General features: G+C 43.0%; 12 protein-coding genes. 8 read left to right on the forward strand and 4 right to left on the reverse strand.

Annotated elements, in window-relative coordinates:
* The first annotated feature begins 50 nt into the window (after positions 1–50).
* The 4 genes from speB to argS all read left to right on the forward strand — a co-directional run bounded on the left by speB (position 51) and on the right by argS (position 3,564).
* Positions 51–923, forward strand: a complete 873-nt coding sequence (gene speB / locus EBQ12_RS06290; protein WP_017360073.1) for an agmatinase — start codon at positions 51–53, stop codon at positions 921–923.
* A gap of 76 nt (positions 924–999) precedes the next feature.
* Positions 1,000–1,347 (forward strand): hypothetical protein, encoded by a 348-nt coding sequence (locus EBQ12_RS06295; RefSeq protein ID WP_125589409.1) that lies wholly within the window; start codon positions 1,000–1,002, stop codon positions 1,345–1,347.
* Between the two features lie 124 nt (positions 1,348–1,471).
* A complete protein-coding gene (locus EBQ12_RS06300; protein WP_007497707.1) occupies positions 1,472–1,894 on the forward strand; it encodes a YwiB family protein in 423 nt (140 codons plus the stop codon).
* Entirely contained in the window at positions 1,891–3,564 is a 1,674-nt protein-coding gene (argS, locus tag EBQ12_RS06305; RefSeq protein WP_017360071.1) for an arginine--tRNA ligase, read from the forward strand. The genes EBQ12_RS06300 and argS overlap by 4 nt, the downstream gene beginning before the upstream one ends.
* Before the next feature lie 635 nt (positions 3,565–4,199).
* Here argS and EBQ12_RS06310 read toward each other — a convergent pair.
* Complete coding sequence (locus EBQ12_RS06310; RefSeq protein ID WP_060781521.1) at positions 4,200–5,168, reverse strand: S66 family peptidase; 969 nt, start codon at positions 5,166–5,168, stop codon at positions 4,200–4,202.
* 151 nt (positions 5,169–5,319) lie between these two features.
* Between EBQ12_RS06310 and cls (EBQ12_RS06315) the strand changes: the two genes are divergently transcribed.
* The 3 genes from cls (EBQ12_RS06315) (at position 5,320) to EBQ12_RS06325 (ending at position 9,851) form a co-directional block, all read left to right on the forward strand.
* Positions 5,320–6,822, forward strand: coding sequence for a cardiolipin synthase (cls, locus tag EBQ12_RS06315; RefSeq protein WP_025208143.1), 1,503 nt, complete (start codon positions 5,320–5,322; stop codon positions 6,820–6,822).
* Positions 6,823–6,927: 105 nt separating this feature from the next.
* Positions 6,928–8,643, forward strand: a complete 1,716-nt coding sequence (locus EBQ12_RS06320) for an ABC transporter ATP-binding protein (RefSeq protein ID WP_008343498.1) — start codon at positions 6,928–6,930, stop codon at positions 8,641–8,643.
* A 209-nt stretch (positions 8,644–8,852) separates the two neighbouring features.
* The gene (locus tag EBQ12_RS06325; protein ID WP_050826691.1) at positions 8,853–9,851 is read left to right on the forward strand and encodes a S66 family peptidase; all 999 of its coding nucleotides are present in this window, start codon (positions 8,853–8,855) and stop codon (positions 9,849–9,851) included.
* Positions 9,852–9,881: 30 nt separating this feature from the next.
* On the opposite strand, the gene EBQ12_RS06330 is transcribed toward EBQ12_RS06325, so the two are convergent.
* From EBQ12_RS06330 to cls (EBQ12_RS06340), 3 genes are all read right to left on the reverse strand, one after another.
* Positions 9,882–10,136: a hypothetical protein gene (locus tag EBQ12_RS06330; protein ID WP_017360064.1), complete on the reverse strand. Its 255-nt coding sequence runs from the start codon at positions 10,134–10,136 to the stop codon at positions 9,882–9,884.
* A gap of 73 nt (positions 10,137–10,209) precedes the next feature.
* A complete protein-coding gene (uvsE, locus tag EBQ12_RS06335) occupies positions 10,210–11,172 on the reverse strand; it encodes a UV DNA damage repair endonuclease UvsE (protein WP_125589411.1) in 963 nt (320 codons plus the stop codon).
* Between the two features lie 12 nt (positions 11,173–11,184).
* Positions 11,185–12,381 carry a cardiolipin synthase gene (gene cls / locus EBQ12_RS06340; protein ID WP_125589413.1) on the reverse strand — a complete coding sequence of 399 codons (1,197 nt, stop codon included), beginning with the start codon at positions 12,379–12,381 and terminating at the stop codon, positions 11,185–11,187.
* 143 nt (positions 12,382–12,524) lie between these two features.
* Here cls (EBQ12_RS06340) and EBQ12_RS06345 point away from each other — a divergent pair, with 143 nt between their 5' ends.
* A complete protein-coding gene (locus EBQ12_RS06345) occupies positions 12,525–14,636 on the forward strand; it encodes a (Fe-S)-binding protein (protein ID WP_125589415.1) in 2,112 nt (703 codons plus the stop codon).
* Positions 14,637–14,730: the final 94 nt, after the last annotated feature.

Consider the following 14,730-nt stretch of genomic DNA (forward strand, 5'->3'; position numbering starts at 1 on the left):
CGCAAATGTCAGTTTGCGCATTTTTTGAAGCGTAAAAGGAGGAATCTTGCATGAGATTCGACGAGGCTTACTCAGGAAAAGTGTTTATTGGAAGTCATCCGACATGGGAAGATGCAAAAGTCATTTTATACGGGATGCCGATGGATTGGACCGTCAGTTACCGTCCAGGCTCACGTTTTGGCCCGAACCGTATTCGTGAAGTATCCATTGGATTAGAGGAATACAGCCCTTATTTAGATCGTGAACTGCACGAGGTGCCATTCTTTGATGCTGGCGACATCCCGCTTCCATTTGGCAATGCACAGAAAAGCTTAGATTTAATTGAAGAGTATGTTGACAGCATTTTAGAAAAAGGGAAGTTTCCATTAGGAATGGGCGGCGAGCATCTTGTGTCTTGGCCGGTTTTCCGTGCGATGTATAAGAAATACCCTGATTTGGCCATCATCCATATGGACGCACATACCGATCTTCGTGAGGAATATGAGGGTGAGCCGCTTTCACATTCGACACCGATTCGTAAAGTGGCAGGACTTATTGGACCTGAAAATGTATACTCTTTCGGCATCCGTTCTGGGATGAAAGAAGAATTTGAATGGGCAAAAGAAGCAGGTATGCACATTTCTAAATTTGAAGTGCTGGAGCCATTGAAGCAAGTATTGCCAAAGCTGAAAGGCCGCCCAGTTTATGTGACAATTGACATCGATGTACTTGACCCGGCACATGCGCCTGGTACTGGAACTGTGGATGCTGGCGGTATTACGTCAAAAGAATTACTGGCATCTATTCATGCCATTGCTGGTTCTGATGTGCATGTCGTCGGTGCAGACCTTGTAGAGGTAGCGCCTGTATATGATCATTCCGATCAAACGGCGAATACAGCAAGCAAACTTTTACGTGAAATGCTGCTTGGTTTTGTGAAATAACATTGATAGAGGAGCTTGTCATCTCATATGGACAAGCTCTTTTTTTACATTGGTGACATGATAAAGGAGGCAGGTCATGTTTTCTTCTGTATTGATGGTATTACTCGCTTTATGTGTGTTAGCGGCAGGCTTTCTTACGCTGAAAAGAGAGCTTGCAGCGAGTCCGCCTACTTTTACCTCGAAAAAAGAGGCAAAGGATGAGATGGTTCATCTGTTTCAGGATCGAGGCTTTTTCTATCTCACTGGCATTGCGCTGTTGCTGCAGTTTGTTTATAAGCAAGGGCATCTTCTCCCATTTGATTTGTTTCAGGCATTTTTGGCAAGTTCAGGTATCCAAGCACTGTTTTATCTCATCAATCGAAAAAGCGCAGGGCTCAAGACTGGACTCGTGATAGGCGTGAGCTTCATTTTTCTTTTTTTCTAAAGAGACATGTGAAGATCAAAAAGGGGGGTTCATCCACACGAAGATGAGAAATGATGGGATGATAGGCAATCGGGATTATGGTATACTATTTTAGTTAAACGGGTCTTAGCAAAGGAAGTGCAAAATGACACAAAACCAAATTTCAATTCATGTAAAGTCAGTGATGAAACCAGAGACGGAACCGGCTGAAACGATCGAATTCCGAACAACTGGAACGTATCAAGAGAAGAATGACAAAACGTATCTCACTTACCATGAAGAACATGAAATGGGTCAAGTAAAAACTGTTGTCAAAATAAGTGAAAAAGAAATTTTTGTCATGAGATCAGGTGCAATTCAAATGAAGCAGCGCTTTCTCATTGGAGAAACGACCGTGACACATTACACGATGCCATTTGGCACACTTCAGCTCGATGTGCACACACATGGCATTGATCTTGATGTAGACAATGGGCTTCTGCACATTACGTACGATATGCTGACAGGTGAAGATCAAAAGCATTTACATACATTATCGATTTCATATAAGGAGGATTTACGTTCATGAATATCGCAGAACAGGTCAAAGATGCGTTAAAAGAAGAAATCATTGCGGCAGTCGTCAAAGCAGGACTTGCTGATGAAAGCCAGGTGCCGGATGTTCTTTTGGAAGTGCCAAAAGACAAAACTCACGGTGATTATTCCACCAATATGGCGATGCAGCTTGCCCGCATTGCGAAAAAAGCACCACGTCAAATCGCCGAGGACATTGTGAATGCATTTGACAAAGGCAAAGCGTCAATTGAAAAACTGGATATTGCAGGTCCAGGATTCATCAACTTTTATATGAACAATCAATATTTAACGAAACTGATTCCGGCAGTTCTTGAAGCAAAAGAGGCTTATGGCGAAACGAATACAGGCGGCGGTCAAAAAGTGCAAGTCGAATTCGTCTCAGCCAACCCAACAGGTGACCTTCATCTTGGACATGCCCGCGGTGCAGCTGTAGGAGATTCTCTTTGCAACATCCTTGATAAAGCAGGCTTCGACGTGAGCCGTGAATACTATATCAACGATGCAGGCAATCAGATCAATAACCTTGCTCTATCTGTAGAAGTACGTTACTTTGAGGCGCTCGGTCTTGAAAAAGAAATGCCAGAGGACGGGTACAGAGGAGAAGACATCAAAGGCATCGGGCAGAAACTGGCTGATGAATTTGGTGACCGTTTCGTGCATGAATCAGAAGAAGAGCGTATGAAATTCTTCCGTGAGTACGGTTTAAAATATGAACTAGAAAAACTACGTGTCGACCTAGAGAATTTCCGTGTCCCATTTGATGTGTGGTATTCTGAAACGTCTTTATATGAAAACGGAAAAATCGAACCAGCGCTAGAAACACTTCGCGCTAAAGGCTATGTCTTTGAAGAAGATGGCGCAACATGGTTACGTTCAACTGATTTTGGTGATGACAAGGACCGTGTCCTGATTAAAAAAGACGGCAGCTTCACGTACTTGCTTCCAGATATCGCATATCACAAGGACAAATTAGACAGAGGCTTTGACCAGCTCATCAACATTTGGGGAGCGGATCATCACGGCTACATTCCTCGAATGAAAGCGGCGATCCAAGCACTCGGATATCCAGAGGACAAACTGGAAGTCGAAATCATTCAGCTTGTTCACCTTTACAAAAACGGTGAAAAGATGAAAATGAGTAAACGTACAGGTAAAGCCGTCACAATGCGTGACTTGATTGAAGAAGTGGGCTTAGATGCTACTCGTTATTTCTTTGCGATGAGAAGTGCGGCGACACATATGGACTTTGACTTAGACTTAGCGATTTCTACGTCTAACGAAAACCCTGTGTACTACGCGCAATATGCACATGCGAGAATTTGCAGCATGCTCCGTCAAGGGGAAGAAAAAGGCTACGAGCCAAACCTTGAAAAAGCAGATTTCTCTCACATTCAGTCCGATAAAGAATACGATCTTCTGAAAATCATCGGCAGCTTCCCAGAGGTTGTAGCAGAAGCAGCAGAAAAACGTATTCCGCACCGCGTCACAAACTATATCTATGATCTAGCATCAGCCCTTCACAGTTTCTACAATGCCGAGAAGGTCATTGATGTTGAAAATGAAACAAAAACAACAGCACGTCTATCGCTCATGAAAGCAACACAAATCACGCTTGCGAATGCATTAAAACTCATTGGCGTATCTGCACCGGAAAAAATGTAATGCAAAAAGCCCCGCTCTATTTTATGAGCGGGGCTTCTTTATATAAAAAACCCGCTATTCTCGAGAGATAGCGGGTTTTGAACATTAACCAAGCGTATTAATAATGTTAGAAATAGAATCGAATAATTGACTAAGTACATCAGAGAACATGAGCGTATCCTCCCTTCGGCAAGCATGTAGTATGTGTGCGTTAATGGGATTAACCAAGCGTATTAATAATGTTAGAAATAGAATCGAATAATTGACTAAGTACATCAGAGAACATGAGCGTATCCTCCTTTCAGAAAGCATGTAGTATGTGCGTGTCATAGGAATTACCCAAGTGTGTTAATGATGTTAGAAATAGAATCAAATAATTGGCTAAGTACATCAGAGAACATAGTTTGTATCCTCCCTTCAGAAAGCATGTAGTATGTGTGCGTTAATGGGATTATCCAAGTGTATTAATAATGTTAGAAATAGAATCGAATAATTGACTAAGTACATCAGAGAACATGTTTTTGCCTCCTCTCTTTTCTTTTTACATCTACTTAACGAAGGGGATGAAGGGTTGGATCACTTTTTCTAAAAAATTTTAAAAAGAAATGATGGCATAGAAAAAGCACCAACAAATGAGGGTGCTTTTTAGGTTTTATTTATGGATGAACACGCCATTGGATTTGTCCGCCGTAGCAGGATAGTTCAGCACTCCCGCCAATCGGCAAGGTGAAGACCGGCTGTGTATGTCCTATGTCTACATCATAGATCACCGGGATGTGTTTGAGCATTGGATGTTTATCTAGAATGAACCTCAAATGTTCCTCTGTCATCTTGGATTTCTTTTGAAAACGTCCGATGATTAACCCTTTAATAGATTCGGCATGTTGCAAGAGCGAGGCAAGGTCTCTGGCAAACATTTCAGGAAAGACCAAGTCATCATCCTCCACAAATAAGATGGCATCCTTGAGGTGAGGCATAAAGGGTGTCCCTTGCAATAAGTTCAGTGTACAAAGATTTCCGCCATACAAGGTGCCTTCAGCTGTTCCTTCCTGATAAATCCCCCATGTTGTCGGATGAAACTGCCTATTTGCTTGATCAAGATACCACGCATCATCACTCCACTTTGTAGAAGGGGTGACATCAAATGGCTCGCTACTCATCACGCACGCTTGAAACATGGCTGTCTGCTCCTCTTGTCCTTGTTCCATTTGGAAACTGGAGAAATGAGGACCTGAGTACGTCACCATGTCACATTTGGCGGTAATGGCGTTTGCAAGTGCGGTAATATCACTGTAGCCGCAAAGAACTTTTGGGTGCTGACGGATCAAATCATAATCTATATAAGGCAAAAGCTCATTGCAGTTAAAGCCGCCGATTGCTGTCAAAATACCGTCGACTTCATCATTTGAGAATGCCTCATGTAGATCAGATAAACGGTGTTCAATAGAAGAAGTGGAATGCAGATCACATTCAAACACGTGTTGTCCAAAAGAAACAGTGAACCCTAATGCCTCTAAACGTTTTTTCGCCTGAGCCATTCCTTCTTCTGATAAAATGCTGGCACTTCGGCTTGGAGCAATTACCCGAATGTGGCTTCCCTTTTTTAAAGCAGATGGTGTACGCATCAGTCATTCGTCCCTTCCTTCACATATTTTCCATTATATCGGATCAAAACGCTCCAGTCTGTAAAAGCTAAAAGAAAGCAGCAAACCGTGCGTTTCAGACAAGCTGTGCAAAGGGTATGGAAAAGAAAAAGACAGAATGAGGGCGGAGAATGTGAAAAAGAGGAGACTGGAATTTCTATTTTTATATTTCATGATATTTGGGGCATATGTGGTGTTTTGGTGGCCGGTTCCAGCGTGGGGTTTTCAGCTTTACGCAGCTAGTTACATCGCCATCATTTTATTTAGTATTATCTCGCTTATGCTAGAGAACCGGACATCACAGCACACGCTGTTATGGATGTATGTACTGATCTTTTTCCCGATCATCGGCTATATGTTTTATTTGTTCTCAGGACAGCTTTATGTCAAAGGACATTTGTTTAAATCAAAGAGAATGTATAACCGAGAAAAATTACGCAGAATATCAGAGCTTGAGAGTAAGCCGGATGAGACGCGTTTAACCGATAATCAGCGTGCTTTTTTTCATTACACAGAAAAAGCAACAGGGATGCATGTAAATACAAATAGTGATATGGAGATTTTAAAGAATGGAGAGGAAACCTTTCCACGTATTTTTGAAGAATTAAAAAAGGCAAAAACGTTCATCCATATAGAATATTACATGTTCAAATCTGATTTTCTCGGTCACCGGATGATGGAGATCTTGATTGAAAAAGTGAAAGAAGGAGTAGAGGTTCGATTCATCTATGATGCGGCTGGCAGCATTCGCTTCTCACGAAAAGATATTAAACGATTGAAGCAGGCGGGGATAAAGGTCGCTCCTTTTCTGCCATTAAAATACGGATTCTTTAATCAAAAATTCAATTTCCGAAATCACCGAAAAATCGTGATTATTGATGGAGAAACAGGATTTGTTGGTGGGCTCAATGTCGGGAAGGAATATGTAGGACGCGATGAAAATATCGGCTTTTGGCGTGACACGCATACGATGTTAAAGGGTGAAGCCGTTCAGACACTTCACTCCATTTTTATGCTGGACTGGGAGTATGTATCAGATGAAGTGTTAATTGATGATCCGAAATATCACACCCCGCATCCTGTGACAGGAGAAGATGTCATTCAGGTCGTGCCGACTGGACCTGATATGAAGGAAAGTATGAGTGATTTATACGATGCGCTCATTTCGAATGCACAGCAATTTGTTTGGATTGCGACGCCTTATTTTGTCCCAAATGAATCCATCCGCACAGCATTAAAAATTGCGGCGACAAGAGGGGTGGATGTGCGTGTGATGGTGCCTGAGATTAATGATGGATTTCTCACGCAATACGCCACACGATCTTATTTTTCTGAGCTTTTGAAAGAGGGCATCAAGGTGTATCACTATCAAAAAGGATTCATGCATCAAAAGGTCATGATTGCAGACGGAGAACTTGCCTCTGTCGGAACGGCCAATGTTGATATGAGAAGCTTTCAACTCAATTTTGAGGTCAATGTCTTTACAGCGGCAAAGAAACCGATCGAGCAATTGATGGCTCATTATGAGGAAGATATGAAAGAATGTGAGCAAATGGGGCCGGTTCATTTTTATAAAAGGGGTTTAAAGGAACGTTTAAAGGAATCGTTTGCTCGGTTGTTTTCAGGTGTATTGTGAGGGTTTCTAGGGGAAGAAATCATTTCCTGATCTAGTAATTCGATAATGATTCCTCTATAATTGAAAATGATTATCAATTATAGAGGAAGTGAGGTTCTTTTACATATGCTAAAACGCTTTTTTGCCTATTACAGGCCCTATCGTGGTCTGTTCTTTTTAGATTTCTTTTGTGCTGTGGCCGTCGGACTCATGGAACTAGGTTTCCCGCTGATCGTGAACTACTTCATTGATACATTACTGCCGACAGGGAACTGGACGGTCATTGCCTGGACCGCACTTGCGCTGTTTGTCATTTACGCACTCAGCTCAGTGATGCAATTTATCGTGTCATATTGGGGGCACATGCTTGGCATTAATATTGAGACAGATATGAGAAAAAAGCTATTTGATCATTTTCAGCGTCTGTCCTTCAAATTTTTCGATAATAACAAAACAGGCAAACTCATGTCACGGATGACAAATGACCTCATGTATATTGGTGAGGTGGCGCATCACGGACCTGAGGATTTGTTTATTGCGATTATGACCATTCTTGGCGCCTTTGCCGTCATGCTCATGATTAACTGGCAGCTTGCCATTTTAACCTTCTTGATTATGCCAGTCATCATCTGGTTAGCCCTTCATTTTAATAAAAAAATGACACAGGCAATTACACAACTCAACAATGACATTGGAGATTTTCATGCAAGGGTTGAGAACAATATTGGCGGTATTCGTCTTGTTCAAGCCTTTGCAAATGAACATTTTGAGAAAAAGCGCTTTGCTGAAAACAACAACCGCTTTCGAAAAGCGAAACTTCTTTCCTATAAAATTATGTCGGTTAACGGATCAATCAGCTATATTCTCACAAGGCTTGTGACGTTGTTTGTCCTTCTGGCAGGTACATGGTTTGTCCTTCAAGGTCAATTAACGGCAGGCGGATTTATCGCCTTTGTCTTGATCACAAATGTGTTATTCAGACCAATTGATAAGATCAACACGGTGATTGAAATGTATCCAAAAGGCATTGCCGGTTTTAAAAGCTATGTCGATTTGCTTGAAACAGAGCCAGATGTGAAGGATACAGAAGGAGCACGTGATATTTACGGCTTGAAAGGTGAAATTGAGTATCGAAACGTGACATTTGGCTACGATGAGCACAGTCATGTATTGAAGGATATCAACTTAAAGATCAAACAAGGAGAAACGGTTGCGTTTGTCGGGCCATCAGGAGCGGGGAAATCGACCATTTGCAGTCTGCTGCCTCGTTTTTATGATGTGGACGAAGGAGACATCACCATTGATGGTGTGAGCACGAAATCGATGACCTTGTCCTCTTTAAGACAGCAGATTGGCATTGTGCAGCAGGATGTCTTTTTATTCTCAGGCACCATTCGTGAGAATATTGCGTACGGCAACCTAGAAGCGAGTGATGCAGACATTTGGGAGGCGGTGCGACGTGCCCATTTAGAGGAGCTCGTTCAGCGTTTCCCAGAAGGGTTGAATACGGTCATTGGTGAACGCGGTGTTAAGCTATCCGGCGGTCAAAAGCAACGCCTGTCAATTGCACGGATGTTTTTGAAAAACCCGTCTATTCTTATTTTGGATGAAGCGACGTCAGCACTTGATACAGAAACAGAAAAAGCGATCCAAGACGCACTAAGCGAACTGGCAGTCGGTCGGACGACACTCGTCATTGCTCACCGCCTTGCGACAATTAAACATGCAGACCGAATCATCGTCGTGACAGAGGAAGGCACCCAAGAACAAGGCCGCCATCAAGACTTAATCCAAATGGGCGGCGTCTATAGCAGACTGCATGAAGCGCAGTTTGGTCATTGAAGAGAAGTGATTGAATGAGTCCAGTTATTAAGCTGGGCTCTTTTTCATATTGAGATATTTGCGACGCTGGCCATCAGTTTTACTGTCATCATATTTGGCCTGTTTAAGCTGTTAAATTGAAGTGTACTTTATTTTTAAATCGAGGCCCTTTTGAAAAAGGGCTTTTTTTGCTAGGATAGTAAAAACTCGTGTAGGAAGGATCTGATGGAATGAAGGGGCTTCGGCATTTACAGAAGGGCGATAAAATAGGTATTTATTCTCCCTCAAGTCCAGCATCTGCCACCTCGCCTCTTAGGTATGAGCGGGCGAAGGAATGGCTTGAACAAAAAGGATTCATTGTGGTACCAGGATCATTAACAGGGAAAGAGGATCACTATCGTTCGGGAACAATTCAAGAACGAGCAGCTGAGCTGAATGAGCTGATGGCGAGAGAAGATTTGTCCTGTATCATGTCGATGATTGGGGGGACGAACTCGAATAGTTTGCTTCCTTATCTCGACTTTGAGCTGCTGATGAAGCATCCGAAAATCATGATTGGTTATTCAGATGCGACGGCAATTCTTTTAGCGGCTTATGAAAAAACGGGTCTTCCTGTTTTTTACGGGCCTGCACTTGTGCCGTCTTTTGGAGAGTTTGAACCATTTGTCAATCATACATATCAATCTTTCGAGGACATTCTCATTCATCCGCAGCCCATCCCGTATCAGGTGAAAAAACCGCCCTTCTGGACGGAAGAACGGATCAACTGGGAAGAGAAAATACGAGAAAAAGAAAAACGTCCAAACGAGTGGATGTGCGTCATTGAAGGGCAGGCAGAAGGCAGACTGATCGGCGGGAACCTAAATGCCATGTATGGCATATGGGGAAGTGAATTCATGCCTCAAATCCAAAAAGGCGATATCCTTCTCATTGAAGATTGTATGAAAACCGCCTCCATCGTCGAAAAGAACTTCTCTCTGTTAAAGATAAATGGTGTGTTTGAACGGGTATCTGGTATCCTCTTAGGGAAACATGAGCTGTTTGATGATGAAGGAACGGGCAAAAGGCCGCACGATCTCTTACTTGAAGTACTGGGAGATACAAAGAGGCCGCTCATCGCAGAATTTGACAGTGCCCATACGCATCCGATGCTCACGATGCCAATCGGTACACAAGTAAAAATGAATGCAACGTCACGCGAGGTTTGGCTGACAGAAGCGTGGATATAGAAAAAAGAGCAGCTCTAATACTGCTCTTCTTTACGAAGCATGTTCTTTTTCAAATGGCTGTAGAAGGTCTTGTGCCTCTTTTCCTTCTACCACGATTAAATAGTCTGATTCTAAATGAGTAAGCCTAAAGGTTTCTAGCTCTACGATGTTCTTAATGTTGCACATTGTTTTTTTAGAATATACATATAAACGATGCTGAGCGTGCTGGCACTTTTCGTATAGAGAAATAAGCTTATGTAAATTCAATGCTTTCGCAGCAATTCGGATTGAATAGATTTGTGACATCTTCATATCCTCCTGTTAAATACTTTCTCACAATAGCTTTGTTACCCCCGTTGTGATAGAGGTAAACCTTTCTCTACGATTTCCACTCAATGGTGCCTCCGCCCGTCCGCCGATTGCCTCTGATCGCTGACAGCTCCTCAACAAGACGGAGTAAGGCCTGATCCTTTTTCTTTGCCTCAATCATAAAATCCACATCACGACCATACGGCTTTAAAGCTTGAAAAAGTGGCAAAACAAACGACATCTCCACTCCATCCGCATGGCTTCGTATCGCCTTTTCTGATTTTGGTGAGGATAAGTGGATTTTAGGCGGTATGCCAGTGTTTGCCCACGTGTCAAACACTCTTGGCAGAATGTCATCAAGCGCCGCATCATCATCTTTGTTTTCCATGTGATGGTGGTAATCAAATACAAACGGGATGCTATGCTTTTCACAAACATCAAGCGTTTCTAATGACGTATAGGTTTTGTCATCATTTTCAAGCGTCATTCTCGCCTTGATATGTGCAGGAAGCTGCTTTATATTGTCATCAAAACGCTGTAAAGCAGATGCCTTGTCGCCATATGCACCTCCGACATGAATGTTCATATAGCCTTCCTTTTCAAGCTCCATGGCCTCAAGCATTTCATAATGATAGGTCATATCAATGACGGCATTTTCTGTAATGGATGGCTTTGGACTTGTGAACAAAGTAAATTGATTGGGGTGAAAGCTCACTCGTAATCCGTGCCGCTTTACGAGTTGACCAATCTCTAGAAATTCTTTGCGAAAGGGTGTCACAAAGTCCCACCGCACCTCAGGATGGGTGGCGAGCGGGACAATCGAGCTTGAAAAACGGTAAAGCGGAATATCATGGGCAATCGCAAAATAAAGTGTTCTTAATGTATTGACGAGGTTGGCTTTCGTCGTTCGCAATAGAGCCTCTGTCCTCTCTTCCTTTGAGAGCTTACTGTATCTTGCAAAGGTCAGCGACTTGGCAGGTGAAGCTTCCCATAAAGTGACGGCGTTGGATACATAACCAAATCGATAACGCATAGGTCAACTCCTTTATAAAAAATACGAGAACAGGGCGCCTATCCACTCAATTGGACGCGTGAGAAGTGGGCGTTGTTTGTATTTTTCTTCAGTCATCAGTTCTGAAACTTCCATGTGTTCACGAATCTTTTCCTCTACATGTGCGGTGAAGGCGGGATCATCAATGGCCACATCCACTTCTTCGTTGAAAAACAAACTTCGTTTATCAAAGTTCGCCGTACTGATCATACAACGGCTATGATCGATGAGAATGGCTTTCGCATGATAAAACCCTTTATAAAAACGATACACAAGACATCCGGCAGCGATCAGATCTTTCAAATAATGAAATCCAGCTTCTTTCACAAGCGGGTGATCTGCCTTCATTGGGATGATGATGTCGACAGTCACGCCTCGCTTCCGTGCGTCAAGAAGGGCGCTTAGAAGAGGAGCAGATGGAATAAAATAGGGCGTGCAGATGGTGATTTGCTTTTTCGCCTGTTGAATATCGTGAAGAAATAAGGCTTCTAAAGAAAAACCTGCCGTCGCACGTGTTGTGCACTGTAATGTTCCCGGTTCCAGTGTAGGAAAAACCTCGTATTGCAGCTGGTGAATACCAGATGACCGGTACAAATCATTCAGAAACACATGCTGGAGGTCTGCGACAACCTGTCCTGTCATGCGCAGGTGATAGTCCTTCCAAATGCCAAACCTACCGTTTTTCCCTACATATTCATCGCCAATATTAAACCCGCCAATGTAGCCGATCTTCCCATCGATCACCGTGATTTTCCGGTGATTTCTCATGTTCAAGCGATAAATGAAAAAAGGAAAACGTGGTTTATTTAAAAAGTAAAATTGAATGCCGCTTTTTTCTAGCATCTGAATGGATGTTTGATCAAATGAATAGGAGCCTAACCGATCAGTGAGCAAAAAAACCGAAACACCTTGCTCTGCTTTCGCTTTAAGTGCTTGCAGAATCCTTTGCCCAATCTTGTCGTTCTTTACAATAAAGAACATCATATGAATAGAAGAAGAGGCTTGCTGTATATCCGTAAGAAGCTGATCAAACAGTGGTTCGCCATCATGATAAAAGGCTGCATCGCCGCTTGTTTGGTCAAAAGACCGTTCAAAAGCATGGGTAGAAAAATATTTTCTCCCTATATAAAGATCTAGCCTGACGAGTAGAACAATGACGAAGACGACGAGTAAAATGATCCATGCGATCATGAAGGTTCCTCCTTTTTTACATATGACGATAGTGTACCCAAATGGGCAAAAAATATTGACTGAATACTCATTCATTATTTATGATAGAGGTACAACATGGAAACGGAACAAAGTGGGTCTTGGGGAATGAAAGGGGGAGCAAGATGAATAGCCTTTTAATTGTTAACTTGATTGCATTTGCGGCAGTGACCGCTTACGCTGTGTATTTGTTTATTTATCTCATTCGAACACGAGCGGCGTATATTCGTCTTGGCAAAAAAGAAGAATTTCAAAAAGACATGAAAAAACGCTTAGAACGTGTTTGGGTGAATGTGTTTGGGCAAAAGAAACTGCTGAAGGACAAGAAGAGCGGCATCATTCATGTGCTGTTTTTCTATGGATTTATTTTAGTGCAGTTCGGAGCCCTTGATTTTATTATGAAGGGACTTGTTCCAGACAGCGGGCTACCATTAGGTCCGCTTTACGGTGTCTTTACGTTCTTCCAAGAGGTAGTCACACTTCTCATTTTAGTGGCGGTGGTTTGGGCGTTCCATAGAAGATATGTCGAGAAGTTAGTCCGTTTAAAAAGGGGCTTTAAATCAGGGCTTGTCCTTTTGTTTATTGGCGGATTGATGCTGACCGTATTACTGGGAAACGGAATGAACATCATTTGGCATGGGCACTCACTATCAGCAACTGAGCCAATTGCTTCCGGCATTGCTTTCTTGCTGGGCTGGCTTTCACCACTTGTAGCAACAACTGTGTTCTATGTCGCATGGTGGGTGCATCTTCTTATTTTACTGACGTTCTTAGTGTACGTCCCGCAGTCTAAGCACGCCCATCTCATCGCTGGCCCGGTCAACGTATTTGTCAGCAGATTGGACCCGCCAGGCAAACTGCAAAAAATTGATTTTGAAGATGAGACACAAGAAACGTTCGGCGTTGGGAAAATTGAAGATTTCCGTCAATCTCAGCTGATCGATCTTTACGCTTGTGTGGAGTGCGGGCGCTGTACGAATATGTGCCCGGCGACAGGGACGGGGAAAATGCTGTCTCCAATGGATTTGATTTTACGATTAAGAGATCATTTAACAAATAAAGGGGCTGCCATTACTTCAAAGACACCGTGGGTTCCGCAGCTTGCTTTCAAACAGACGACAGGAAATCAGCTGGCATTACAGGCAAGGGGAGCTGGAGCGGAAGAATCTGCGGCGAGCGCAATGTACCATCCTTCTCTCATTGGTGAGGTCATTACAGAAGAAGAAATCTGGGCATGCACGACATGCCGAAACTGTGAAGATCAGTGTCCTGTCATGAACGAACACGTCGACAAAATCATTGATATGCGCAGATACTTAGTGCTGACAGAAGGAAAAATGGATGCAGATGCACAGCGTGCGATGACAAGCATCGAGCGACAAGGGAACCCATGGGGATTGAACCGAAAAGAAAGAGAAAACTGGCGTGAACTAAGAGAAGATGTGCACGTACCGACGGTGAAAGAACTGAAAAAAGCAGATCAGACCTTCGACTATTTATTCTGGGTTGGATCGATGGGTGCATATGACAATAGAAGCCAAAAGATTGCTCTTGCCTTCGCAAAACTGCTCAATGAAGCAGGGGTTTCTTTTGCCATCCTAGGCAATAAAGAGAAAAATTCAGGCGATACACCGAGAAGACTTGGGAATGAATTTTTGTTCCAAGAACTTGCTGCAAAGAACATCGAAGAATTCCAAAAAAATGACGTAACCAAAATCGTCACGATCGATCCGCATGCTTACAATTTATTTAAAAATGAATACCCAGACTTTGGGCTCGAGGCAGAGGTGTACCATCATACAGAATTACTGGCAGAGCTAGTAAAAGAGGGGAAATTAACGCCTATTCATGAAGTGAACGAAGTCATTACTTTCCACGATTCTTGCTACCTAGGCAGATATAACGAGGTCTATGATCCGCCAAGAGATATTTTAAAAGCCATTCCTGGTGTGACACTGAAAGAAATGGAACGGAATCGTGAATCGGGGATGTGCTGTGGTGCTGGCGGCGGCTTAATGTGGATGGAAGAAGAGACAGGTACTCGAATTAACACAGCGAGAACGGAGCAGGCCTTACAGGTACAGCCATCCATTATCAGCTCAGGGTGCCCATATTGTTTAACCATGCTTGGGGATGGGACGAAAGCGAAGGAAGTAGAAGAGCAGGTCGGCACATTTGATGTCGCAGAACTTCTTGAAAAATCAGTGTTTGGCGAAACGAGAACGCAGGCTTCATAAAGGTGTCAGGCCGATGGATCTACTGTCCATCGGCCAGTGGACACCGATATTTTATGAAATGTCTAGCATTTATGTAAGCGGTAACAAATAGGAG

The organism is Bacillus sp. 2B09 (genome assembly GCF_003946835.1).
Classification (GTDB): Bacteria; Bacillota; Bacilli; order Bacillales; family Bacillaceae; genus Bacillus; species Bacillus altitudinis.

Excerpts from the sequence above, each read along its gene's own strand:
- argS (WP_017360071.1), top strand. The coding sequence starts at position 1,891 with ATGAATATCGCAGAACAGGTCAAAGATGCGTTAAAAGAAGAAATCATT.
- EBQ12_RS06300 (WP_007497707.1), top strand. The coding sequence starts at position 1,472 with ATGACACAAAACCAAATTTCAATTCATGTAAAGTCAGTGATGAAACCA.
- EBQ12_RS06325 (WP_050826691.1), top strand. The coding sequence starts at position 8,853 with ATGAAGGGGCTTCGGCATTTACAGAAGGGCGATAAAATAGGTATTTAT.
- uvsE (WP_125589411.1), bottom strand. The coding sequence starts at position 11,172 with ATGCGTTATCGATTTGGTTATGTATCCAACGCCGTCACTTTATGGGAA.
- EBQ12_RS06320 (WP_008343498.1), top strand. The coding sequence starts at position 6,928 with ATGCTAAAACGCTTTTTTGCCTATTACAGGCCCTATCGTGGTCTGTTC.
- EBQ12_RS06330 (WP_017360064.1), bottom strand. The coding sequence starts at position 10,136 with ATGTCACAAATCTATTCAATCCGAATTGCTGCGAAAGCATTGAATTTA.
- speB (WP_017360073.1), top strand. The coding sequence starts at position 51 with ATGAGATTCGACGAGGCTTACTCAGGAAAAGTGTTTATTGGAAGTCAT.
- EBQ12_RS06310 (WP_060781521.1), bottom strand. The coding sequence starts at position 5,168 with ATGCGTACACCATCTGCTTTAAAAAAGGGAAGCCACATTCGGGTAATT.
- cls (WP_125589413.1), bottom strand. The coding sequence starts at position 12,381 with ATGATCGCATGGATCATTTTACTCGTCGTCTTCGTCATTGTTCTACTC.
- EBQ12_RS06345 (WP_125589415.1), top strand. The coding sequence starts at position 12,525 with ATGAATAGCCTTTTAATTGTTAACTTGATTGCATTTGCGGCAGTGACC.
- EBQ12_RS06295 (WP_125589409.1), top strand. The coding sequence starts at position 1,000 with ATGTTTTCTTCTGTATTGATGGTATTACTCGCTTTATGTGTGTTAGCG.